At 58.0% G+C, this 21,866-nt stretch carries 23 protein-coding genes; 15 read left to right on the top strand and 8 right to left on the bottom strand.

The genetic code is table 11. From position 1 onward, the window contains the following. Window positions 1–17: 17 nt before the first annotated feature. On the bottom strand, window positions 18–620 hold the full coding sequence (locus tag BLQ98_RS04580; RefSeq protein ID WP_093732167.1) for a nucleotidyltransferase family protein: 603 nt from the start codon (window positions 618–620) through the stop codon (window positions 18–20). A gap of 174 nt (window positions 621–794) precedes the next feature. Here BLQ98_RS04580 and BLQ98_RS04585 point away from each other — a divergent pair, with 174 nt between their 5' ends. Continuing rightward, window positions 795–2,162 carry a DUF2254 domain-containing protein gene (locus BLQ98_RS04585; RefSeq protein ID WP_093732168.1) on the top strand — a complete coding sequence of 456 codons (1,368 nt, stop codon included), beginning with the start codon at window positions 795–797 and terminating at the stop codon, window positions 2,160–2,162. A 23-nt stretch (window positions 2,163–2,185) separates the two neighbouring features. Here the strand turns inward: BLQ98_RS04585 and BLQ98_RS04590 are convergent, their stop codons facing one another. Beyond that, on the bottom strand, window positions 2,186–3,490 hold the full coding sequence (locus BLQ98_RS04590) for an HlyC/CorC family transporter (RefSeq protein ID WP_093732169.1): 1,305 nt from the start codon (window positions 3,488–3,490) through the stop codon (window positions 2,186–2,188). A gap of 64 nt (window positions 3,491–3,554) precedes the next feature. On the opposite strand from BLQ98_RS04590, the gene BLQ98_RS04595 reads away from it, so the two are divergent. After that, complete coding sequence (locus BLQ98_RS04595; RefSeq protein WP_093732170.1) at window positions 3,555–4,382, top strand: metallophosphoesterase family protein; 828 nt, start codon at window positions 3,555–3,557, stop codon at window positions 4,380–4,382. Here BLQ98_RS04595 and BLQ98_RS04600 read toward each other — a convergent pair. From BLQ98_RS04600 to BLQ98_RS18215, 3 genes are read right to left on the bottom strand one after another with little or no spacing between them, the layout of a single operon-like run. Beyond that, window positions 4,319–5,293, bottom strand: a complete 975-nt coding sequence (locus tag BLQ98_RS04600; protein ID WP_093732171.1) for a site-specific tyrosine recombinase XerD — start codon at window positions 5,291–5,293, stop codon at window positions 4,319–4,321. The two genes, BLQ98_RS04595 and BLQ98_RS04600, sit on opposite strands and share 64 nt — an antisense overlap. Continuing rightward, a complete protein-coding gene (locus tag BLQ98_RS04605) occupies window positions 5,293–6,861 on the bottom strand; it encodes a hypothetical protein (RefSeq protein ID WP_093732172.1) in 1,569 nt (522 codons plus the stop codon). Before BLQ98_RS04605 ends, BLQ98_RS04600 begins: the two co-directional genes overlap by 1 nt. Continuing rightward, on the bottom strand, window positions 6,858–7,007 hold the full coding sequence (locus tag BLQ98_RS18215; RefSeq protein WP_005853380.1) for a hypothetical protein: 150 nt from the start codon (window positions 7,005–7,007) through the stop codon (window positions 6,858–6,860). The genes BLQ98_RS04605 and BLQ98_RS18215 overlap by 4 nt, the downstream gene beginning before the upstream one ends. Before the next feature lie 80 nt (window positions 7,008–7,087). Between BLQ98_RS18215 and BLQ98_RS04610 the strand changes: the two genes are divergently transcribed. After that, on the top strand, window positions 7,088–7,678 hold the full coding sequence (locus tag BLQ98_RS04610; RefSeq protein ID WP_093732173.1) for a shikimate kinase: 591 nt from the start codon (window positions 7,088–7,090) through the stop codon (window positions 7,676–7,678). Next, window positions 7,678–8,793, top strand: coding sequence for a 3-dehydroquinate synthase (gene aroB, locus BLQ98_RS04615; protein WP_093732174.1), 1,116 nt, complete (start codon window positions 7,678–7,680; stop codon window positions 8,791–8,793). The genes BLQ98_RS04610 and aroB overlap by 1 nt, the downstream gene beginning before the upstream one ends. A gap of 86 nt (window positions 8,794–8,879) precedes the next feature. On the opposite strand, the gene BLQ98_RS04620 is transcribed toward aroB, so the two are convergent. Next, window positions 8,880–9,407 carry a single-stranded DNA-binding protein gene (locus tag BLQ98_RS04620; protein WP_093732175.1) on the bottom strand — a complete coding sequence of 176 codons (528 nt, stop codon included), beginning with the start codon at window positions 9,405–9,407 and terminating at the stop codon, window positions 8,880–8,882. Between the two features lie 222 nt (window positions 9,408–9,629). Here BLQ98_RS04620 and BLQ98_RS04625 point away from each other — a divergent pair, with 222 nt between their 5' ends. Both BLQ98_RS04625 and BLQ98_RS04630 read left to right on the top strand, forming a co-directional pair. Further along, complete coding sequence (locus tag BLQ98_RS04625) at window positions 9,630–10,214, top strand: lytic transglycosylase domain-containing protein (protein ID WP_167354507.1); 585 nt, start codon at window positions 9,630–9,632, stop codon at window positions 10,212–10,214. A gap of 174 nt (window positions 10,215–10,388) precedes the next feature. Then, the gene (locus BLQ98_RS04630; protein WP_093732176.1) at window positions 10,389–10,916 is read left to right on the top strand and encodes a hypothetical protein; all 528 of its coding nucleotides are present in this window, start codon (window positions 10,389–10,391) and stop codon (window positions 10,914–10,916) included. Between the two features lie 108 nt (window positions 10,917–11,024). Here BLQ98_RS04630 and BLQ98_RS04635 read toward each other — a convergent pair whose 3' ends face one another. Both BLQ98_RS04635 and miaA read right to left on the bottom strand, forming a co-directional pair. Next, window positions 11,025–11,813 (bottom strand): AraC family transcriptional regulator, encoded by a 789-nt coding sequence (locus tag BLQ98_RS04635; RefSeq protein WP_093732177.1) that lies wholly within the window; start codon window positions 11,811–11,813, stop codon window positions 11,025–11,027. Window positions 11,814–11,916: 103 nt separating this feature from the next. Continuing rightward, on the bottom strand, window positions 11,917–12,807 hold the full coding sequence (miaA, locus tag BLQ98_RS04640; RefSeq protein WP_093732178.1) for a tRNA (adenosine(37)-N6)-dimethylallyltransferase MiaA: 891 nt from the start codon (window positions 12,805–12,807) through the stop codon (window positions 11,917–11,919). Between the two features lie 99 nt (window positions 12,808–12,906). On the opposite strand from miaA, the gene pyrH reads away from it, so the two are divergent. From pyrH to BLQ98_RS04680, 9 genes are all read left to right on the top strand, one after another. Beyond that, the gene (pyrH, locus tag BLQ98_RS04645) at window positions 12,907–13,635 is read left to right on the top strand and encodes a UMP kinase (protein WP_093732179.1); all 729 of its coding nucleotides are present in this window, start codon (window positions 12,907–12,909) and stop codon (window positions 13,633–13,635) included. Window positions 13,636–13,734: 99 nt separating this feature from the next. Beyond that, a complete protein-coding gene (gene frr, locus BLQ98_RS04650) occupies window positions 13,735–14,298 on the top strand; it encodes a ribosome recycling factor (RefSeq protein WP_093732180.1) in 564 nt (187 codons plus the stop codon). A 63-nt stretch (window positions 14,299–14,361) separates the two neighbouring features. Further along, entirely contained in the window at window positions 14,362–15,105 is a 744-nt protein-coding gene (gene uppS, locus BLQ98_RS04655; RefSeq protein ID WP_093732181.1) for a polyprenyl diphosphate synthase, read from the top strand. 23 nt (window positions 15,106–15,128) lie between these two features. Then, a complete protein-coding gene (locus BLQ98_RS04660; protein ID WP_093732182.1) occupies window positions 15,129–15,926 on the top strand; it encodes a phosphatidate cytidylyltransferase in 798 nt (265 codons plus the stop codon). Window positions 15,927–15,936: 10 nt separating this feature from the next. After that, complete coding sequence (gene dxr / locus BLQ98_RS04665; RefSeq protein ID WP_093732183.1) at window positions 15,937–17,109, top strand: 1-deoxy-D-xylulose-5-phosphate reductoisomerase; 1,173 nt, start codon at window positions 15,937–15,939, stop codon at window positions 17,107–17,109. A gap of 4 nt (window positions 17,110–17,113) precedes the next feature. Further along, on the top strand, window positions 17,114–18,466 hold the full coding sequence (gene rseP, locus BLQ98_RS04670) for an RIP metalloprotease RseP (RefSeq protein ID WP_093732184.1): 1,353 nt from the start codon (window positions 17,114–17,116) through the stop codon (window positions 18,464–18,466). 120 nt (window positions 18,467–18,586) lie between these two features. Continuing rightward, on the top strand, window positions 18,587–18,709 hold the full coding sequence (locus tag BLQ98_RS18575; RefSeq protein ID WP_272903347.1) for a hypothetical protein: 123 nt from the start codon (window positions 18,587–18,589) through the stop codon (window positions 18,707–18,709). A gap of 160 nt (window positions 18,710–18,869) precedes the next feature. Further along, window positions 18,870–21,239, top strand: a complete 2,370-nt coding sequence (gene bamA, locus BLQ98_RS04675) for an outer membrane protein assembly factor BamA (RefSeq protein ID WP_482255535.1) — start codon at window positions 18,870–18,872, stop codon at window positions 21,237–21,239. A gap of 7 nt (window positions 21,240–21,246) precedes the next feature. Next, on the top strand, window positions 21,247–21,798 hold the full coding sequence (locus BLQ98_RS04680; RefSeq protein WP_093732185.1) for an OmpH/Skp family outer membrane protein: 552 nt from the start codon (window positions 21,247–21,249) through the stop codon (window positions 21,796–21,798). Window positions 21,799–21,866 lie beyond the last annotated feature (68 nt).

Consider the following 21,866-nt stretch of genomic DNA (forward strand, 5'->3'; position numbering starts at 1 on the left):
TCGTTGAAAGGCAGGGGTCAGCGAGCGGCGCGCCAAGCGGCCCAGGCTTCGGGCGTATCCAGATCCAGCCGCGCACGGTTCCCCGGTAGGGGCACGGTCAGCGTCTCTGCCTGTGCCTGTGCGATAATCTCTTTGGCGCCTGTATCACCGGACATCTGCAAAATGCGGTTGAAATGATACGCGGCAAACACCGTCGGATGTCCGGCTTTTCCATCAGAGGTCGCGCCGCGCCATATCGTATACTTAGTTTTTAAATCAACGGACTGCATCACATACCTAAGGTCACCTTCGGTGAGTTCCGGTAGATCGGCCAGCAGGATCATCGCGGCCAGAGAACCGCTCGGCAAGGCCGCAAACCCCGCGCGCAGCGATGCGTTTATCCCTTCCGCTGCGTCTGGCACCGGCAGCAGTGTGACATCCAAACCGCGCAGCAGATCATAGCGCGGATGGGGCGCGGGTGGCAGTGCTACGATCACTGCAGCCTTTGTCGCGGCGCGTGCGATCCGTGCCTGCCGTCGCAAAAGCGGCTCAGCGTCAATCAGTTCTGTCAGCTTATCGCGCCCCCGCATCCGCGAGGATTGGCCCGCGGCCAGCAAGATGATGGGAATGTCGTCTCGCATCCGGAGTCCCTGATAAAAATAGTGTGGTGTCTAGAAGACGTAAGCCTATTCGCTGCCTCAACTTTTCATGCTAACCAGTATGAACCAGTCGGGTGACCTGCGTATTGAGTGTAAAAGCCAAGTGATCTGCGCGCAAGTTTAGGAAGCTCGGTAGCCCAAGCGCGGAATGTATATATGACACCTGAATTTTTAATTCCCTCGACGCTGATCCGTAAAGGCCGCGAATACAGCCGCAAACTTTGGGTGCGGGTTCTGATTATGGGGCTCTTGGCGGTGTTTTCTTTGTTGGTCAGCACGCTGATTGAAAGGTGGATACCACAGTCACTCGCGACATACCTGACGGGCAGTGCTGCAGACCGGCTTTTGTCGATTATTGCCAACGCGATGCTCGCGGTGACCACCTTTTCGCTAAGTGTTATGGTCACCGTGTATCGCAGCAGTTCCACGCAATGGACGCCGCGGGTGCACCGTCTGATCGTAAAGGACCGTACAACGCAGAACACTTTGGCGGTCTTCATCGGCGCCTATGTCTATGCGTTGATCGCGATTATCCTGCGCGAATTAGGGGTGTTCGACGACAAACGATCGTTTGTCTTATTTATCATGACCGTGATCGTTCTCATCGTTATTGTGTTCAGTCTGATCCGCTGGGTGCTTCATCTGCAGTCCTTTGGCAGCTTGATCGATACGTCACGCCAGGTCGAAGAACAGACCCGCCAGACTTTCCGCGAGAGACTGCAGAACCCCTGCCTTGGGGCCAATGCGCTGACCGGTGATATTCCCGACAGTGCCGAACCGTTCACGGCCGACGAGAATGGCTATATCCAGCATCTCTACCCGGAAGCGTTGAACACCGTCGCGGCAAACCATGGGGTGAAAATATACTTTCGACGCAACATCGGTAGCTTTGTGTTCGTAAATGAACCGTTGATGATGATCGACCGCGTGGGCGACCCCATCGACGACGAACACACCGACGAAACCCTAAGCGCGGGGATCAAGGCTAGCGTTATCATCGGCGACCTGCGGACCTTTGACCAAGATCCCCGTTTTGGCCTGATCGTGATGGGAGAGGTCGCCTCAAAGGCGCTGTCACCTGGCGTAAACGATCCCGGCACCGCGATCGACATGATTACACGGATCGGGCGGGTTCTGACGGACTACGAGGACGAAACGTCACAAGAGAGAGACGAGGTTTTGGACCATATCTACGTCGAACCCCTAAAGGCGTCGGATCTGGTCCAAGACGCCTTTGGCGCGCTGGCGCGGGATGGCTGCACGGTCGTAGAGGTGCAGCAACGCCTGCAAACGACCTTGAACGGATTGATGCGCCACCCCGACAAGGGGCTGCGCGATGCGGCGCGTACTTCGGCTGAACGTCACCTGCGTCGGGCCCTCTATGCTATCGAGTTTGAACCGGACCGCGCACAATTGATGGAAAGCGCGAGCGATGCCGTGCGCGAGGCGGTCACAAAGACCTTGCGGCAGAGCCCGGAACAGGACGATGCACCTGAAATGGACAACGGCACAGATACAACCTAACGCCTCGGTGCGCCTCGCGCTAATCAGAGCGGACGGATTTTCAGCTGGGTAATGCGGTTACCGTCACGCGCCATGACTTCGAACCGGAACCCGTGGAAGGAAAATACCTGACTGGGCGTCGGGATCATCTGCGCTTCGTGAATCACCAGACCGGCGACGGTGTTTGCCTCATCATCAGGCAGGTCCCATTCTGTCGCGCGGTTCAGGTCGCGGATGGTCATGGCCCCGTCGACGAAAAACTGCCCGTCTTCGGTCTTAGTGACCCCGTGATCTGCGTCTGGGTCAAACTCGTCAGTGATCTCGCCGACGATTTCTTCCAGAATGTCTTCGAGCGTGATTAGCCCTTGCAGCGATCCGTATTCATCTACCACGAGTGCAAAATGGGTACGCCGGCGGAGGAACTGGCGCATTTGTTCGTCAAGCGTAGACGTTTCTGGCACAAAATAGGGCTTCACCGCGATATCGGCGATTTTGAAAGACTTGAACGGCGCGTCGTCATCGGCATCATTGATATGCTCGTACATGGCCCGCAGCACGTCCTTGGCGTGGATCACACCAATGATGTTTTCTGGGTCGTCGCGGTAGACGGGCAGGCGGGTGTGATTGCTTTCAAGGATCTGTTCAAGGATCTGTGACGGGTCATTCGCGGCGTCGATCATCTCGATCCCCGACCGGTGGAGCATGACCTCTTCGACCATACGTTCTCGTAGGTCCAATGCCCCAAGAATACGATCGCGATCCTCTTTTTCGACCACACCTTCGGATCGGCCGATTTGCAGCGCACCAGCAATTTCTTCACGCACGGCAAGGATGTTACTGTCAGGGTCGATCGTCACGCCGAATAAACGCAAGATACCACGGACCAAAAAGCGGACAGCCGACACAACGGGGCTGAAGACCAACACCACCAGCGCAATGGGGCGCGACACAGCGGCTGCGGCGGTTTCTGCATTGGTGATCGCATAGGTCTTAGGCAGCACCTCGGCAAATATCAGCACAAGCAGGGTCATCACCAGCGTCGCCAGCGCCACACCGGATTCACCGAAGACACGCGTAAACAGCGCCGTCGCAAGCGAGGCTGCAAGAATGTTCACAAGATTGTTGCCCAGCAAGACAGAGCCAATCAGCCGCTCGTTATCTTCGGTGATCCGAAGCGCCCGTTCAGCACCCTTGGACCCTTTGTCTGCTTGCCCGCGCAGCTTGCCCCGCGATGCAGCCGTCAGCGCCGTTTCAGACCCCGAGAAGAAGCCGGAAAGCACCAGAAGAAACAAGATGATACCGCAGCTGATCCAAAATGCGCCGTCTAGGATTGCGGGGGCCGTGTCCATTTGTGATTATACCTTATCCGTTTGCTCTTAGGGTTATGGGCGTGTGTGCGGTTTCATTCAAGGGATGAGCAGGGTGAACCATCAAGATTTGGGACAATTGAACGGGCCGATTGTGCTGTTCGGCGGGCCATATTCGAACCTGCAGGCGCTTGAGGCGCTGTTTGAGCGTGCGCGGGCCTTAGGGGTTGGGCCGGAACGGATGATCTGCACCGGCGATGTGGTGGCCTATTGCGCTGACGCCTATGCGGTCAGCGAAAGGATGCGGTCCAGCGGTGTGCCTGTCGTCGCTGGAAACTGTGAAAAGCAACTCGCCGCCGGGGCGATGGATTGTGGCTGCGGGTTCGAGGACGGCAGCGCCTGTGATCTGCTGTCTGTCGGCTGGTACGGCTACGCCAGTGCGCGGATCTCTGACGTGCAGTGCAGATGGATGGGGCAGGCGCCCGACATCATTAGTTTTGTCCACGCCGGAAAACGCTATGCCGTGATCCACGGCGGGCACCATGATATCGCCCGCTTTATCTGGCCAGTCTCGTCCGAGGCGGTGTTCGACGAAGAATGGCAAGCGGTTGAACGCAGCATCGGGCCCATCGACAAGATCATTGCAGGGCATTGTGGTGTGCCATTTGAGCGCCAGACCCCGCGGGGGGCTTGGATAAACGCCGGTGTCATCGGTATGCCGCCCAATGACGGTGCGCCGCAGACCCGTTTTGCCGTACTAGACACGGGACGGGTCACATTCCACACGCTTGACTATGACCACGTTGGCGCGGCGTCTGCGATGGAACAGGCTGGCTTAACGCAAGGATATCATAGTGCGCTACTGACAGGTTATTGGCCGTCTGAGGATGTCTTGCCGCCCGAATTGCGCTGCGCTGCCTTGGCGAGTGGGTGATTTTCCAGCACCAGCTCGGACAGGCGCGCCTCTAGCACGTGGGTGTAGATTTCGGTCGTAGCAACATCGGCGTGGCCGAGCATGGTCTGAATGGCCCGTAGATCTGCGCCGTTGGCCAACAGATGGGTGGCAAAAGCATGGCGCAACGTGTGGGGCGTGACCTTTGAGGGCTCTACGCCGGCGGCAAGCGCGAATTCCTTGATCAAAAGATAGAACCGGTGCCGCGTCAGGTATCCGCTACTGCCACGGCTGGGAAAGAGGTAGATCGACACGGGCTTGCCTTTGGCATGTGCCGCTTCCTCGGTCTTGTCGCGCTGCACCAGCCATTCCGCAAGCGCCTGTCGCGCCGGTTCAGACAGCGGTACCAACCGTTCCTTACCACCTTTACCCATGATCAACAGCAATCTCGGGTCGCCCCGTGCGGCGCTGGCCTTGAGGCTGACAAGCTCGCTCACCCGCATGCCCGTGGCGTAAAGAAGCTCCATCAGGCAGGTGTTGCGCAACTGGTCCGACATGTTCCGGCCAGAATTATGCGCCGCGTCGAGCAGCAGGTCGACTTCGTGTTCGGACAGTATTTTAGGCAGGCGTTTGTCTTGACCCGGTCCCGCAATCTGTATCGCGGGGTTATCTGTGCGCCAGCCTTCCTCGAAAGCAAAGCGGTACAGCTGTTTGATAGCCGATAGCCGTCGCGCACGGGTCGATTTGGCAAGGCCCTGCGCATCGCACCAGATCAAATAGGCTTCGATGTCCTTGCGGCCCAAAAGCGCGAAATCCAAGGAGCGGCGGGCAAGAAAACTGTCGAAATCCTTGAGGTCGCGACCATAGGCGAGCTGTGTATTCGTTGCAGCACCCAATTCAGCCGCTTGCGCCTCTAGAAAGGTCGATATCCAATGCAGCAGGTCAGTTTGCATCACTCACGTTCCAGCAAGGACGTCTGCAGTGCCGCACGGCGGGCCGCATCCTCTAGCCCTAGGGCACGCAGGGTAGAGATGGCATCGCGCAGGGCAGCCGTGTCCCCGCGGGCACCGTCTTCCAAAAGAGCAATTGTATGCAAAATGGCACTGCCCAGCTGACCGTTTTGCGCCAGTTCAACCAGCCCGCTGCGCGGCGTGGGGGTGCTGAATGCGCTCGCGATGCCCTGAGCATGGGGAATATCGGGGGTAGCGCTTGGGGCTTCGCCGCGTGCGATTTGCGCGAGAAAGGCGATCTCTGCCGATTGCGTATCACCCCCGACGACCTGTTCGTATAGTGGCGAAAGAAGCAGGACACGATCGCGCAACGCGGCACTGGCACCGGTGAGTTTCATGCCCTGCAAACCTTCGGCATAGAGCGTGGCAAATGTCACCTCCGTCTCGGCCTGTTGCATGGCACGCCACGCAGGGCGAAGGGTTTTGGCAATCGTCTCTGGATTACCGGAGGACATGGCACTGTCGAACCGCTGCAAGGCGTCGACACGGTCCCAAATACCGCCAGAAGCTGCGGGTTCGCGGTCGGTGTAGATGCCAAGAAACCGGTTATCGGGCAGGGCACCGATACGGGTCAGCCGTTCAGAGGCTTCCAGCTGCGCCTTCCACCCTGCGATGTCGCGCAGATCGGCGACGGCATAGGCGGGCGGTAGATTACGGGTCGGCTGCGGCTCTCCGATAGCTTCAAGCAGACGAAACTTGAGCGGGGTCATCTCGCGCGGGCCTGGCAATGGGGCTGCGCCCTCGTAAAGGTCGGGATTGAGAAACCGGTCGAGCAGCAACAGATCATTCTCGGGCAGCAGCGCCAGCGCTTGGGCAGAGCCCAGGGTCAGCGACGCCGTGTCCCATTCCCCCGACCGCGCGGCGCACAGGATACGCACGCCGTAATCTGTGGTCAGAAAAGGTTTGTCTTTCAGGCGCAGACAGGCGCGATCCTCTGTGCCAAGCAGCAGGCTGACCTGTATCCACAGATCAAAGTGAGCAACGGAGGTATCGACGCCGGCCTGTTCGATCAACGACATTGCCGGATCAAGGGCTGCGGCCTCCATCAAGGTACGCACGCGGGCGAGGGCGAGCGTATCGCCCTGCTTTGCGTCACCTTGCGGGGCGGTCGCTTGCGCAAGCAGTATGGTAAACAGCAATGAATGGGCAACAGGCAGATGCAGCTCTGGCAAGCGGTCAAGCTGATGCGCGATATCCTCGGCGGTGCTGCCCACCCACAAATCCTGCGGCAGACCGGTGACCTTTGTTGGCACCAGCCCGATGGTACGTGGTCCGCCCTTGCCCAAGGGCGCAACGGTCACGGCGGGCGGCAGCGCGCTGCGCGCTACGGGGGCCTCTGCGGGCTTTACAGGGGGTTTGCGGCTGGGGCGTGGCGGTTTGGGACGTTCACCCAGCCAGTCGATCACAGAAAGGGGCGCATCAGGTGCGTTCTGCGACGCGGCTTGCGTGGCGGCACCAAGGGGCAGGGCAATCAGGCAAAAAACGCTTAGCTGCCTGACAAATAGGATCATTGCTGCTCCAACGTCACGGATTCGCGGATTTCAACCTGAGGGGGGGCAAAGTCCGCGCCAAAGAACGGCCCGACATAGGCATAGACCGCAAGGCCGATAAACCCGATAATTGCGAGGTAAATCAGAAACTTGATGAGTTTGCCCATGAATTCCGCCTGCTTTGTTCTGCATATTTTGACTATTCTATATATGGCCTTTTAGGCAAGATCACGTCATTCACACAAGAATGAGCGAAATTCAGCAATCCCCAGCCGATACGGCGCAAAACCCACCCCGGTACCACCTGAAAAAGACGGTTGTCATGGTCGGTATGATGGGCGCAGGTAAAACTGCGGTGGGTCGCGCTTTGGCCACTAAACTTGGCGTTCCGTTTGTGGACAGCGACCACGAAATCGAAGCCGCTGCCAATCTGACCGTGCCCGAGATCTTTGAACGCGACGGCGAAGCCTTCTTTCGCAAGCGCGAGACCGAAGTGATCTCGCGTCTACTCGATAAGGCACCGGGTATCCTGTCCACCGGCGGCGGGGCCTTTCTGGCAGAGGCCAACCGCGACAATATCTCGGCGCGTGGTCTGTCCGTCTGGCTGGACGCTGACCTTGACCTGCTGTGGAACCGCGTGCGGTATAAAACCTCGCGCCCGCTTTTGCGCACCGCAAACCCCCGCGGCACCCTGACCGAGCTTTTTGAAAAACGCGTACCGATCTACCGGCTTGCGGATATGACCGTCGTCAGCACACCGGCGCTGTCGATTGATGCGATGGCGCAGCGCGTGGTGGATGCGCTGGCGGATCGCCCAGATGTACTTGAGGTGCTGTGATGCGAAAAACGGTTCATGTCGGCCTTGAGGGTCGCGAATATGACGTGGTTATCGGCCCTGATCTGTTGGCCGAGGCAGGCACACTGATTGCGCCTCTTTTACGGCGCAAGCGTGTGGTGGTGGTCACTGACGAGACAGTCGCAGCACACCACCTTGATACGTTGCGCGCCGGTCTGTCGACCGCCGGCATTACGGTAGAGGCGCTGGCGCTGCCACCGGGTGAGAAGACAAAATGCTGGGCAGAGCTGACCCGCACTGTCGATTGGCTGATGGACCAGAAAGTCGAACGCAACGACATCGTTATCGCCTTTGGCGGCGGGGTGATTGGCGATCTTGTCGGCTTTGCCGCCGCGATCCTGCGCCGTGGCGTGCGGTTTGTGCAAATTCCGACATCACTGCTGGCACAGGTCGATAGCTCTGTCGGGGGCAAAACTGGAATCAACGTGTCGCAGGGCAAGAACCTTGTGGGCGCGTTTCACCAACCCTCACTGGTTTTGGCTGATACGGCCGTTCTGGGCACGCTAGAAACGCGTGATTTCCTTGCCGGCTATGGTGAGGTGGTCAAATACGGGCTGCTTGGCGACGCCGTTTTCTTTGACTGGCTCGAAGAAAATGCCCCCGCAATGGCGGCAGGCGATATGGCGCTGAGGGTCGAAGCGGTGCGGCGGTCGGTTCAGATGAAAGCCGATATCGTGCTACGCGACGAGAAAGAGCACGGCGATCGCGCGCTGTTGAACCTTGGTCACACTTTCTGTCACGCGCTAGAGGCGGCGACGGGCTACTCTGACCGGTTGTTGCACGGCGAGGGCGTGGCCATCGGGTGCGCGATGGCGTTCGAGCTTTCGGCAAGATTGGGGCTTTGTGCGCAAGAAGATCCCAGCCGCGTGCGTGCCCACTTGCGTACAATGGGAATGAAGACCGACCTGCGCGATATCGACGGCGATTTACCCGATGCAGATCATCTGGTGGATTTGATGGGGCAGGACAAAAAGGTCATCGACGGCAAGCTCCGCTTTATTCTTGCCCGCGGTATTGGCGAGGCTTTCGTAACAGCGGATGTGCCGCCCGACGCCGTTCGCAGGCTTTTGTCTGATGCTTTGGCCGAGCGCGGATAGCAAAGTGCAGATGCGCTGACCCTGCGGTCTGGATACAGAAAAGGCGGGGAATTCCCCGCCTTAACTATGTCTTGTACTGGATTGGCTTAGAACGGAATTTCGTCATCCAGATCGCGCGAAGAGCTGCGGCCGCCATCGTTGCCGCCGCCGGATGGGCCACTGTCGTAACCGCCGCCATAGCCACCTTGATCGGATGGGCCGCTGTCATAGCCCCCACCGCCGCCGCCATAGTTGCCACCACCGCCACCGGAACCACCACCGTCGCGGCCATCGAGCATGGTCAGCGTGCCGCCAAAGCCCTGCAACACGACCTCGGTGCTATATTTATCCTGACCGGACTGGTCCTGCCATTTGCGGGTTTGCAGCTGGCCTTCGATATACACCTTGGAGCCTTTTTTCAAATATTGCTCTGCGATGCGCACAAGCCCTTCCTGAAAGATTGCAACCGAATGCCATTCGGTTTTTTCGCGACGCTCGCCCGTGTTGCGGTCTTTCCATGTCTCGGAGGTAGCGATGCGCAGGTTGCACACTTTGCCGCCGTTCTGGAACGAGCGCACTTCGGGATCGCGTCCCAGATTGCCGATTAGGATCACTTTATTAACTGAGCCGGCCATGATGCCCCCATTTGCTGCAAGATTAAGAGCCACGCGCGAATCCCGCGCGCGCCTAGGATTGGCCGACGTTATACCTAGCAGGGTTTGCGATAAACAGGGGGGAGGCAGGATAATCGAAGCCGATTGCCCACGCTGATGTGAGCGGGATCATGAAAAAGCTGGCACGCGTGAGCGAGTTTGCTATGGTCTGCCGGAATTGAAGCTACGCGGAGCAAAGACAATATGCGAAATTTGCTAACGGCGGCGCTGTGCTGCTTTGCAGTGGGTCCAGCACCGGTTGCTGCTGACGTCTTTTCTTCTAAGAACCGGACCAAGCTTTTCGCGTCCCAGACCAAGATCTTGGACACGCGTGCTTCGAAACAATATGCGGCCTCGGTCCGGCTTCAGCCGCAGGGCGTGGTAACGCCGACCAAATGGGATACGCCAAAATACCGCGGCAAGTACAAGGGTGTCTACCTTGGTATGGCCCGCGAAGCCGCGATGCGCCACGGTATCCCGACAGACCTGTTCTTGCGTCTTGTGCAGCAAGAAAGCGGCTGGAACCCCACGGCAAAATCCCACAAGGGCGCGCTTGGTTTGGCACAACTGATGCCGGAAACAGCGCGTCATCTGCGCGTGGACCCGACCGATCCGTATCAGAACCTCGACGGAGGGGCGCGGTACCTCAAGCGGCAGTATCGGGCGTTTGGCTCGTGGAATTTGGCGCTGGCCGCATACAACGCCGGGCCCGGTGCAGTGAAAAAATACGGTGGTATCCCGCCCTATGCCGAAACCAAAAACTACGTTAAGGTCATTGCCGGCCTTTGATTGGGGGATCTAAGTTATTGAATTATAGGGCATAAAATATCTCGTGCGCTATTATTCGCCGTTCCGAGGCGGTGCCCATCGGAACCTAACTCTCAATTGCCGTGTTCCCTTTCCACAGCGTCAGCAGGTCGTCTTCTACGATCGGCGCGCATCAGAAAGATAAGGAGCATTCGCATGTTCAACTCAGTTAAATCAATCGCATTGGCCACAGGTGTAAGCCTCGCCGCACTGTCCTCCGCCGCGTTTGCGGACGAGCCCGTATCCTTCTCGGCAATTGACGTAGACTCGTCGATCAGCGCAGCGCAAGACGCGAATGCGATGGAATACTATCCACAGATTACTGATGACCTGAAAGCTGCCGTGGCCGCCCGTGTTCTGGGCAGCGATGACGCAAGCGACCCAACCATCAAAATTGACGTCCGTAAAGTGTCGCTGGATGGCGCCACGATGCTGAACGACGGCCAAGAGTTCAACGAGCTTGAGGGTGTTGTAAATATTTCGTCTCCCGATGAGTCGATCGGTGCGCGCAGCTTCCCCGTGAATATTGCAGCCTATGCGGTGGATCAGGTTGTGCCCGAAGGTTACGTCGCAGTGACGCCATCCGAAGGTGTATTCTATGATGTCATGATCAACGGGTTTGCCGATGAGGTGGCCAAACAGGTCGGCAATCTGAACACCGCAGGTAGCGGCGTCAGCAAATAAGCCACCCTGCCTCGATCAGGCGAAAGCGGCCATCGCGAGAGCGGTGGCCGTTTTTTCGTTCTACGAGCAGCGTATAAAAGACTGGAATTTGCCTATGCGTGCATCACCTCAAGCAGTCGCTGCGCGAAGCCGCGATGGGGTGCTGCCGGTATGCTGTTGTATAAAGCGCGTGAAATAAGCCGCCGAGCCAAAGCCCAAATGCCGCGCGATATCCTGAGCGGGGTGTTGCGTTGAGCCAAGCAGGTGCCGCGCCTCATGCAGGACGCGTTCGGTCAGTATATCTGCTGCGGTTCGTCCCGTTGCGGATTTTACCGCACGAGACAGGTGAGTCGGCGTGACCTCAAGTGTTTCAGCGTAGTGCGACATCGGCGCGCCGCTGCGATAGCGTTCAGAGACAAGCCGGCAGAATCGCGCGCTCAACCGTGCCCCTGCATTGGGCCGGTTGGGAATGTGTTCGTCCTGCAATATCTGCCGCCGTAACCAGACCGACATAAGCGCGGCTTGCGCCTCTAGGGCGTCGTGGAAAAGCGGCCGTTTGGTTTGTTGCTCGCGCTGCGCGGCCTCGATCAGGCCAGTGAGTTCTGTCTGCGCCTGAACATCACGGATACGAAGATGGCGTGGCATCTGCGGCAGCCGTAAGTCCGAGCCTTCAGGGATCACAACCGCCTGACCGATACCCTGTCGCCCCAGATCAAGCGCGAAAAGCGCGCCGGAGGGGATGAACACGGCGTTATGCGCCCCAAGGCCACGGCGCTGCCCGTCAAGCTGCAACAGACCTTGGCCGCGCGTAATCCAGATCAGTATATTTGCCGGCCGATCGTGGCACAGATGCACGCGCCAGTCTTGCCCTTGGGACAGTTGCGCGAGTGTCAGCAGTTCGATCGTGTTCGCAGTCATTGCATGGCCCTAGCGGCATAAGACAAGTGAATACGAAGGTTATACAGAGATAGGTAAAGATAAAGGCAGAAAAGGATAATTATGCTGGTTCGACGGCTCTGTGTTATCTTGGCACATAGTGTAGCCAGTCCGCTGTGTTTCGGCGCAACCATGTGCGTTGCCGCTTGGCATACTGGCGGGTTGCGATGATGGCCTCTTGCCGTGCCTCTTCAAGCGACAGCGCACCGCCAAGATAGCGCATCAACTCGGGCACGCCAATGGCGCGATGCGCGGGCAGGGTCGGGTCATAGACGGGACGTACGGCAGCGACCTCGTCCAAAGCGCCTTGGTCTAGCATTTGGTCAAAACGGCGGATGATCCTGTCGTTCAGCCAGTCTTTCGATGCGCTGACCGCGATGGCCTGACATCGATCCATCGGCAAGGTCGGCGGCGGCGTCGCGTCCTGCCACGCGGCCAGCCCGCGCCCTGTGGTTTGCTGCACCTCCCACGCGCGCTGCACCCGCATCGGGTTCTGCAGGTCGATCCGGCTGGCTGTCACGTCATCAAGCGTGTCGATCATGGCCGGGCGGGTCATCGTGTTGCCGATCTTGCGCACGCTGTCGGGGGTCGGGGGTATATCCACCAATCCGTTGGTCAGCGCTGCAAAGTAGAGACCCGTACCGCCCACGATAATCGGACGTGCCGGTTGCTGTAGAACCTCGGTGACCTCGCGCAGCCAGTGACCGACGGAATAGGGGTCCCTGGCCGACACATGCCCGTACATAAGATGCGGGGCCAACGCCTCTTCGTCGGCAGGCGGGCGGGCAGAGATGACACGCCAGCAGTCGTAAACCTGACTGGCATCCGCGTTCACGATCACGCCGCCTTGTTCTTGCGCAATCGCCAGTGCCAGCGCGGATTTACCCGACGCCGTCGGCCCCGCGATCAGCACAGGCTGCGCGGGGTTCATGCGGGATACGACGTCTAAAACGCGCGATAGCGGGGCATCTGGCATTTCTTTGCGTGAACCTCTGACGGAGCATTGAATGTTTGCGCTATTTGCGACATTTTACGGCGCAATGAAAACCCCTCCCATACCCCGAAAGGTGCCCCCATGCCCGAGAGCCAGTCAAAAGTAACATTCAAGCGGGTTATGCTGAAAATCTCAGGCGAAGCATTGATGGGCGATCAGGGGTTTGGCCTGCATCCGCCAACGGTGCAACGCATCGCGAACGAGGTCAAATCGGTTCATGACCTTGGCGTCGAAATTTGTATGGTCATCGGCGGCGGCAACATCTTTCGCGGTCTGCAAGGGTCTGCTCAAGGGATGGAACGCACGACCGCTGATTACATGGGAATGCTGGCCACAGTGATGAACGCGCTGGCGATGCAATCGGCGCTCGAAGAACTGGGGATCCACACGCGGGTTATCTCGGCGATCACCATGAACGAAGTGGCCGAGCCCTACATCCGTCGCCGCGCTGTGCGCCACCTTGAGAAAAAGCGCGTTTGCATCTTTGCCGCCGGCACTGGCAACCCGTATTTCACCACCGATACAGCTGCAACGCTACGCGCCAATGAAATGGCCTGCGAAGCGATTTTTAAAGGCACTAAGGTCGATGGCGTCTATGACAAAGACCCCGCGAAGCACGCCGATGCGGTGCGCTATGACGATGTGACTTATGACGATGTCTTGCAAAAACGTCTTGGGGTAATGGACGCCTCTGCCATCGCCTTGGCACGCGACAATAGCCTGCCGATCATCGTCTTCTCGCTGGACGAGCCTGGCGGTTTTAAGGGGATTCTCGCGGGCGAGGGGACGTATACACGGGTGCAGGGTTAACGCCCAACCTGCGATAGATGCGTGCCTCTCTATACAAGAGGGGCACGATCGCGTTATATCGGTTCAAATTTAGATAGTTACAAAACCACCGGGGACATCATGTCAGACGATTTTATGCTGGACACAGACGATCTTGAGCGGCGCATGAATGGCGCAATTGCGTCGTTGCGTACCGAATTTGCCTCCCTTCGCACAGGCCGCGCGTCCGCCTCCATGCTGGAGCCGGTGATGGTCGATGCCTACGGCAGCAGCACACCGATCAACCAAGTGGGTACCGTCAACGTGCCCGAACCCCGCATGGTCACCATCAACGTGTGGGACAAGGGTCTGGTCAGCAAAGTCGAAAAAGCGATCCGTGAATCCGGTCTGGGGATCAACCCTCAGCTGAACGGCACCATCATTATGCTGCCGATCCCGGAGCTGAACGAAGAGCGCCGGACACAGCTGACCAAGGTTGCTGGTCAATATGCCGAAAGCGCACGTGTTTCGATCCGCAACGTGCGCCGCGATGGCATGGACCAGATCAAGAAAGCCAAGGCCGACGGCATGTCCGAAGACGACCAGAAAGTCTGGGAAGGCGAGGTTCAGGACATGACCAACAAGTTCATCGGCCTCATCGACGAGCAGCTTGAGACGAAACAAGCAGAGATCATGCAGGTTTAAGCGGATCTCACGATGTGCGTTGCCTTTGGTTTCGCGCATCGGCCTGCTGCTCGATAAGGATACATGATGCCTGCTGCGACCGACCAGACCACCCAGCTTGTCCCAGGGGCACCGCGCCATGTTGCGATCATCATGGACGGAAATGGCCGTTGGGCAACCCAGCGGGGGCGTCCACGTCTGTTCGGGCATCACGCCGGCGCCAAACGTGTGCGAGAGATCGTCGAGGCCTGCCCCGATTTCGGCGTCGAATATCTGACGATCTTTGCGTTTTCGACCGAAAATTGGAAGCGGACACAAGTCGAAGTTGCGGGCCTCATGAGCCTGTTTCGCCGTTATATCACCAAAGAAACCAGAGCGTTAAAGGTCAAGGGCGTGCGGGTGCGCTTTATCGGGGACCGTGTGCGTCTGGACGCCAAGCTGGTCAAGCTGATGAATATGCTCGAAGCGGAAACCGCTGAAAATACGTTGACCCATCTGACAATTGCCCTGAACTACGGTGGCCGCGACGAGGTCGCACGGGCCACGCAGCGTCTGGCGCAGGATGTGGCGTCGGGCCTGCTACACCCCGATGACGTAGACGAAGAAACGCTGCCACGCTATCTGGATACCCACGTGTTGCCGGACCCCGATCTGGTGATCCGTACCAGTGGCGAGGCGCGCATTTCGAATTTTCTGCTGTGGCAATCGGCGTATGCTGAATATGAATTCATTGATACGCTTTGGCCGGACTTTACCAAGGCGGAGTTCGGACATCTTTGCGCGGCCTACGGCAATCGCGACCGGCGCTTTGGCGCTGTGTCCTCCTGATCGCACGACGAAAGGAAATCACTATGACGACACCTTCATCGGAGCGTTGGTCCGACCTCACGGCGCGCGTTGGTTCAGCGCTGGCAATGATTGTCGTCGGTTTGGGCGGCATCTATCTGGGCGGGCCCGTATTTCACGTTCTGGTCGCACTGATTTGCGGTGTGATGGCGTGGGAACTGGTGGGCATGTTAAACCCGTCAAACCGCGGTGCACGCATGCAAATGGGGCTATTGGTAGGGGCGGCATCGCTTGCGTCCATTTACCTGCCCGTTGGGTTTGCTTTGCCAGTCTTGCTCGCACCAGCGCTGGTGGGCTTTGGGCAGCTCGAAAAACACCGCACCATCTTTATGTGTTTCACCGTGATGATCATGCTGGCGGGCTTTGGCCTGACGCAGGTGCGCGATGATTATGGCTTTGGCTGGCTGATGTGGCTGGTGCTGGTTGTGGTGATCACCGACGTTGTCGGTTATTTCGCTGGTCGCGCCATTGGCGGGCCAAAGTTCTGGCCCAAGGTCAGCCCTAAAAAGACATGGTCGGGCACTGCCGCTGGCTGGATCGGCGCGGCGGCCGTGGGTTTCTTGTTTTCGATCAATACAGGTGTCGGCTTACAGCTTGTGGGCGTGTCGATTGCGATGTCGATGGCGTCGCAGATGGGCGATATTGCTGAATCCGGTATGAAACGTCGCTTGGGCGTCAAGGACAGCTCTAACCTGATCCCGGGTCACGGTGGGCTGCTGGACCGGTTCGACGGCATGTTGGGCGCAGCACTTTTTCTGCTGATCATCGGCCAATTCCTAACTATTACACCCGCGCTCAGCTGATCCGCACCGCATGAAGAAGATTAGCATTTTCGGGGCTACCGGCTCTATCGGGCAGAACACCATTGATCTGATTGCGCGTGCGCCCGATACCTATGAGGTCGTGGCACTGACGGGGGCAAACAACATTGCGCAACTGGCAAAGGATGCGCAGCGGTTGAACGCGAAAATTGCGGTCACTGCCCATGACCACCTTTTGGAAGACCTGCGCGACGCACTGGCTGGCACCGGGATAGAGGCCGCCGCCGGGACCCAAGCGATCAATGATGCCGCCACACGACCCGCCGATTGGGTTATGTCTGCAATCATCGGGGCCGCCGGACTTGCACCAGGGGTCGCCGCGCTGAAGCAAGGCGCAACACTGGCATTGGCCAATAAGGAATCGCTGGTCTGTGCCGGTCAGCTAATGCTGGAAACCGCTGCTGCCCACAGCGCGACCATGTTGCCGGTGGATAGCGAACATTCCGCTGTCTTTCAGGCCTTGATTGGCGAGGACATGACGGCGGTCGAGCGGATCATCATCACCGCCAGCGGGGGGGCGTTCCGCGACTGGCCGTTAGAAAAGCTCGCTGATGCGACGCTAGAGCAGGCCTCTAGCCATCCGAATTGGGATATGGGGCAGCGGATCACGATCGACAGTGCATCCATGTTTAACAAAGCCATGGAAGTCATTGAAACGCGTGAATATTTCGGAGTCTCACCGGAGCAAATCGAAGTCTTGGTGCATCCGCAGTCGATGATCCACGCGCTTGTAGGGTTTAACGATGGCGCGTTGATGGCGCATATCGGCCCGCCGGACATGCGCCATGCCATCGGTTTTGCCCTCCACCACCCGAGCCGCACACATCTGCCGGTCGAGCGGCTGGACCTTGCCAAAATCGGCAGTTTTGAGTTCCGTGCGCCCGACGACACCCGCTGGCCAGCTTTGCGCCTCGCGCGGGAGGTGATGGCGCGTGGCGGAATGGCCGGTGCGGTGTTCAACGCCGCTAAAGAAGTGGCGCTGGATGGCTTTGTAGACGGCAAACTGCGTTTTCCGCAAATGGCACAGATTGTCGAAGACACAATGGAAACACTTTTCCCTGACAATGGGGTGATCGACGCGGCCATCACTCTTGATAACGTGGCCCAAGTGGACCATCTGGCAAGACAGGCCGCATGGGCCGCAATAACAAAAAGGGCAGGGTAGAGTTTTGGATATTTTCGCATTGATTCCGCAGTTTGGCGGGCTGATCTGGACGCTTCTGGCCTTTGTTATCGCCCTGTCGGTGATCGTCGCGATTCATGAGTACGGCCATTATATCGTTGGTCGCTGGTCGGGTATCCATGCCGATGTCTTCTCTCTCGGGTTCGGGCCGGTGCTGTATAGTCGCGTCGATAAACGCGGCACACGTTGGCAGATTGCGGCGCTGCCCTTTGGCGGCTATGTTAAGTTTGCGGGGGATGCGGATGCTGCATCGGGCAAGGACGTCGCCGCAATGGAATCGGCCGAGACCGACCCCAAGCGTTTGCGCGCAACAATGCATGGCGCGCCATTGTGGGCCCGTGCAGCGACGGTTGCGGCGGGGCCGGTGTTCAACTTTGCCCTGTCCATTCTAGTATTTGCAGCCATCGGGCTGTCGGTGGGCGTGCCTCGCGACCCCATGACCGTCGGTGAATTGTACCCGCTCCCGTTTGAACAGAATGATCTGGCCACAGGCGACGAGATTGTCTCTATCGGGGGGGTGGCCCTACCGGCGGTAACAGACGCGACCGCCTATGCCGACGCTTTTGCTAGCATCCCGCTTAGCCAGCCGCTGCCTTACGAAGTCAATCGCGAGGGCGCGGTGGTGACCGTGGACGGGCCTTATGTCATGCCGTCCCTGATAAAGCAGGTCATGCCGCAATCCGCCGCCTACGAGGCTGGCCTAAAAAGCGGTGACGTGATCACAGCGGTCGACGGGGCCGAAATTTTCGCGTTCCGCCAGTTGAAGACCGCGGTCGAAGCCTCGGACGGTGCGCCGCTTGAGCTTGACATCTGGCGCGATGGGCAAATGCTCGACATCACGCTGCGTCCCAAAGTGACGGACGAGCCCCAGCCCGACGGCAGCTTTAAGTCGCAGATGCGCATTGGTATCGTCGGTGGCACCGCCTTTGATACAGCCACCACTAATCCCGGCGTCCTTTCCGCGCTTTGGGGCGGGGTGGAAAACACGGGCCGGATCATCAATGGATCGCTGTCGGGCCTCAAACACATGATCGTGGGCAATATCAGCACCTGTAATCTTAGCGGGCCGGTCGGCATTGCGCAGACATCGGGGGCGATGGCATCGCAAGGGGCACAAAGCTTTATCTATTTCATCGCCGTGCTGTCGACGGCAGTGGGGTTGTTGAACCTCTTTCCGATCCCTGCGTTGGACGGCGGACATCTGGTGTTTTACGCCTACGAGGCAGTCACCGGCAACCCCCCAAGCGATGGTGCCCTGCGTGTGCTGATGACCATTGGTTTGACACTGGTGCTTGGACTGATGGTATTCGCATTGGGGAATGACCTGTTCTGCCCGTAAGCGATAATTTGCCGATATGCGGCGGTAAAAGAGGCGAAAATCTTACTTTTGCCACATTTGGCCCAAGCTGTGCCGTAATCCTTTGTCATCTTTAGCCCTAGGGTAATAAGGGGTAAGATTATGATGGCACTTAAAACAAACTATCGCGGACTGAGCTTGTTGATGGACCTGAACTGGGACCGTGCTTTGTATTTCGGATTTTTGCTGATTGCGTTGACCGCGGGCGCATGGGTTGGCGCATAAGGCGTCTTAAACGCGCTGCTGATGGGCGCCGCCGCACTGTATCGTGATTAAATAGGCCGTCGGACACTCTATATAGGTGTCTGGCGGCCTCTTCGTTTTGACAATGCGTCTTAACCTGTCTAGTCAGTACGAAAGAGTTTTTTGACAGCGGGTAGGGCAGATGATGCACAACGACAGGTGGAATAAACCCACTGAGACAGCGGTTTTCACTCCTTTTGCGAAATCCCTTCGGGGTGCTTCGTTTTGCGTAATGTTATCAGTCGCTTGGCTGGTGCCAGCGCCACATGCCGATGCGCAGAGCTATCAGTTTAATACGGTTCAGATCGACGGCAACGAACGCATCGGTGACAGCGCCATTCTTGGTCAGGCCGGAATCGCACGCGGACGCGCCATTAGCGCGGGTGAATTAAACGACGCTTATCAGAAATTGCAGGCGTCCGGCCTGTTCGAAAGCGTCGCCATCGAACCTCGGGGCGGCACGCTGGTCATCACCGTGGTGGAATTCCCCACGATCAACCGCATCAGCTTTGAAGGCAACGCGCGTATCGACGACGAAGCGCTGGCATCGGTTGTCGATTCAGACGAACGCCGTGTCTTCAATCCGACCCAAGCGGAAAAAGACGCAAACGCCATTGCCCAAGCCTATAGCAACGACGGCCGCATTGCTGCCCGTGTTCAGCCCAAGGTCATCAAGCGCGACCAGAACCGCGTCGATCTGGTTTTCGAAGTCTTCGAAGGTGACAACGTCGAGATCGAGCGTCTTAGCTTTGTTGGCAACCGCGAGTATTCCGACCGGCGTCTGCGCCGTGTTCTGGGGACCAAGCAGGCCGGCCTTTTCCGTCGTCTGATCAAACGTGATACATTTGTTCCCGAACGCATCGAAGCTGACCAGCAGATGCTACGTGATTTCTATTTGTCACGCGGCTATGTCGATATGCGTATTGCCGCGGCGAACGCGCAGCTTACCCAAGAGCGTGACGGGTATTTCGTACAGTTCAATGTCCAAGAGGGGCAGCAGTTCAAATTTGGCGAACTCACCGTTACCTCGACAATCAATGGCGTGAATGCGGATGATTACCGTGGTGTGGTCAAAACCAAGTCGGGTGCCGTTTATTCTCCGTCGCTGGTGGAAACCGACATCGCGCGGATGGAACGCAAAGCCATTCGTGATGGCGTCGACTTTCTTCGTGTCGAACCTGTGATCACCCGCAACGATCGCGATCTCACGTTGAATGTGGAATACCGCATTTCACGGGGTCCGCGCGTTTTTGTTGAACGGATCGATATCGAAGGCAACACCACCACGCTTGACCGTGTTATTCGCCGACAGTTTGACAGCGTTGAGGGCGACCCGTTCAACCCACGCGAGATCCGTGAAAGCGCGGAGCGTATCCGTGCCCTTGGCTATTTCGAAGGTGCCGAAGTCAACGCCCGCGAGGGGTCTTCCCCCGAACAGGTCGTGGTCGACGTGAATGTCGTTGAACAGCCTACAGGCTCGCTGAATTTCGGTGGTTCATTCTCGTCCAGCGACGGGATCGGTATCGCGGTTAGCTTTGCGGAGGATAACTTCCTTGGGCGCGGCCAAAAACTGAAGCTCACCGTAAGCACCGCCGAAGCCGCGCAGCGCTATGGGTTCAGCTTTGTAGAACCCAGCCTGCTGGGTCGCGACGTCGCATTCGGGCTGAACCTCGATTATGCCGAAACCAGCTCGTCCTATAACTCATTCGACACAGAGCGTATCGTTGTGCAGCCAACGCTGTCTTTCCCCGTCAGTGAAAACGGGCGCTTGGGGCTCAACTATACCTACGACGATCTCGAGATGTCCGCGCGTGACGACACCACTACGGGTTTTGTTGTTGCAAATGACATTGCGGCGGGCCGTCAGGTGACGTCTTCGGTCGGCTATAACTACAACTATGATACCCGTCGCGCCGGTTTGGACCCGACCTCGGGCGTTTTGCTGCAGTTCGGTCAGGATTTTGCAGGCATCGGTGGTGACACCAAGTTTGTAAAAACCACAGCCAAGGCCATCGGTGAAAAACGCATCTTCAACGAAGAGGTGACATTGCGCGCCACGCTGCAAGGTGGCGCACTGGCATGGAGCGAAGGCAACAACCGCGTGTCAGACCGTTTTGTGATCGGTCCTTCGATCATGCGTGGTTTTGAAACAGGCGGCATTGGCCCGCGCGATCAAAGCAACGGGTCGGACGACTCGATTGGCGGTAACCTGTTTGTCGTCGGTAGCTTAGAGGCGGAATTCCCGCTGGGGCTGCCCGAGGAATACGGGATCAGCGGCGGCGTTTTCTATGACGTCGGTAATGTCTGGAACCTGGATGATGTAGCAACCAGCTTTGAAGGGCGGAACGGAATTATCGTTGGTGAATCGGGGTCGTTCCGCCATGTGATCGGGGTCTCGCTCTTTTGGGATACACCGGTCGGTCCTTTGCAATTCAACATGTCTAAAGCGTTGAAAAAAGAAGACTACGACGAAGAACAGAAGTTCGAAGTGACCCTGCGGACTGACTTCTGAGGTCAATATGAAGCTGCGGGCACTCTTGATCTGCCTTCTGCCGGTGCTGCCCCTTGGGGCGGTGCCGGTTTTTGCACAGCAACAGGCTGAACGCCGCTTGGTGCAAAGCCCGATCCTGACCATCGATTCCGACCGCGTCTTTACCGAAAGCGCCTTTGGTTTGCGCGTCGCGGACGACGTCGAAACCCAAAGCGCTGAAATCTCTGCCGAGAACCGCCTTATAGAGGCGGATTTGAAGGCCGAAGAACGCAAGCTAACGGACCAGCGGAGCAAGCTTAGTCCCGATGCCTTCAGCGGACTTGCAGATGCATTTGATGAAAAAGTTCAGAAAACCCGAGCGTCTCAGGCAGCCAAGGGGCGTGCACTGAATGAGCTGGTCGAAAAAGAGCGCCACGTGTTTCTGGCCGCGGCAGGACCGGTGTTGGAACAAATGATGCGCGAAGCAGGGGCCGCTGTAATCCTTGAGCGTCGGTCAGTCTTTGTCAGCGCCAACGCCATCGACATCACCGACGAGGCCATCGAACGGCTGGATGCGTCGGTCGGCAGCGGCAAGAACTGATCCCCCCGCTTGCCCATGGCGGCCAGAATTGGTAGCCACAATACAGCTTTTAACAGACAGGACATGCA

It is taken from the genome of Sulfitobacter litoralis (genome assembly GCF_900103185.1).
GTDB classification, from domain to species: Bacteria; Pseudomonadota; Alphaproteobacteria; order Rhodobacterales; family Rhodobacteraceae; genus Sulfitobacter; species Sulfitobacter litoralis.

Coding starts and splice junctions, on each gene's coding strand:
- BLQ98_RS04605 (WP_093732172.1), bottom strand. CDS start 6,861: ATGATCCTATTTGTCAGGCAGCTAAGCGTTTTTTGCCTGATTGCCCTG.
- BLQ98_RS04600 (WP_093732171.1), bottom strand. CDS start 5,293: ATGCAAACTGACCTGCTGCATTGGATATCGACCTTTCTAGAGGCGCAA.
- BLQ98_RS04635 (WP_093732177.1), bottom strand. CDS start 11,813: ATGACTGCGAACACGATCGAACTGCTGACACTCGCGCAACTGTCCCAA.
- frr (WP_093732180.1), top strand. CDS start 13,735: ATGTCAGACGATTTTATGCTGGACACAGACGATCTTGAGCGGCGCATG.
- aroB (WP_093732174.1), top strand. CDS start 7,678: ATGCGAAAAACGGTTCATGTCGGCCTTGAGGGTCGCGAATATGACGTG.
- pyrH (WP_093732179.1), top strand. CDS start 12,907: ATGCCCGAGAGCCAGTCAAAAGTAACATTCAAGCGGGTTATGCTGAAA.
- BLQ98_RS04595 (WP_093732170.1), top strand. CDS start 3,555: ATGAGCAGGGTGAACCATCAAGATTTGGGACAATTGAACGGGCCGATT.
- BLQ98_RS18575 (WP_272903347.1), top strand. CDS start 18,587: ATGATGGCACTTAAAACAAACTATCGCGGACTGAGCTTGTTGATGGAC.
- BLQ98_RS04630 (WP_093732176.1), top strand. CDS start 10,389: ATGTTCAACTCAGTTAAATCAATCGCATTGGCCACAGGTGTAAGCCTC.
- BLQ98_RS04625 (WP_167354507.1), top strand. CDS start 9,630: ATGCGAAATTTGCTAACGGCGGCGCTGTGCTGCTTTGCAGTGGGTCCA.
- miaA (WP_093732178.1), bottom strand. CDS start 12,807: ATGCCAGATGCCCCGCTATCGCGCGTTTTAGACGTCGTATCCCGCATG.
- BLQ98_RS04620 (WP_093732175.1), bottom strand. CDS start 9,407: ATGGCCGGCTCAGTTAATAAAGTGATCCTAATCGGCAATCTGGGACGC.
- BLQ98_RS04660 (WP_093732182.1), top strand. CDS start 15,129: ATGACGACACCTTCATCGGAGCGTTGGTCCGACCTCACGGCGCGCGTT.
- BLQ98_RS04590 (WP_093732169.1), bottom strand. CDS start 3,490: ATGGACACGGCCCCCGCAATCCTAGACGGCGCATTTTGGATCAGCTGC.
- uppS (WP_093732181.1), top strand. CDS start 14,362: ATGATGCCTGCTGCGACCGACCAGACCACCCAGCTTGTCCCAGGGGCA.
- BLQ98_RS04610 (WP_093732173.1), top strand. CDS start 7,088: ATGAGCGAAATTCAGCAATCCCCAGCCGATACGGCGCAAAACCCACCC.
- BLQ98_RS04585 (WP_093732168.1), top strand. CDS start 795: ATGACACCTGAATTTTTAATTCCCTCGACGCTGATCCGTAAAGGCCGC.
- BLQ98_RS04680 (WP_093732185.1), top strand. CDS start 21,247: ATGAAGCTGCGGGCACTCTTGATCTGCCTTCTGCCGGTGCTGCCCCTT.
- BLQ98_RS18215 (WP_005853380.1), bottom strand. CDS start 7,007: ATGGGCAAACTCATCAAGTTTCTGATTTACCTCGCAATTATCGGGTTT.
- BLQ98_RS04580 (WP_093732167.1), bottom strand. CDS start 620: ATGCGAGACGACATTCCCATCATCTTGCTGGCCGCGGGCCAATCCTCG.
- bamA (WP_482255535.1), top strand. CDS start 18,870: ATGATGCACAACGACAGGTGGAATAAACCCACTGAGACAGCGGTTTTC.
- dxr (WP_093732183.1), top strand. CDS start 15,937: ATGAAGAAGATTAGCATTTTCGGGGCTACCGGCTCTATCGGGCAGAAC.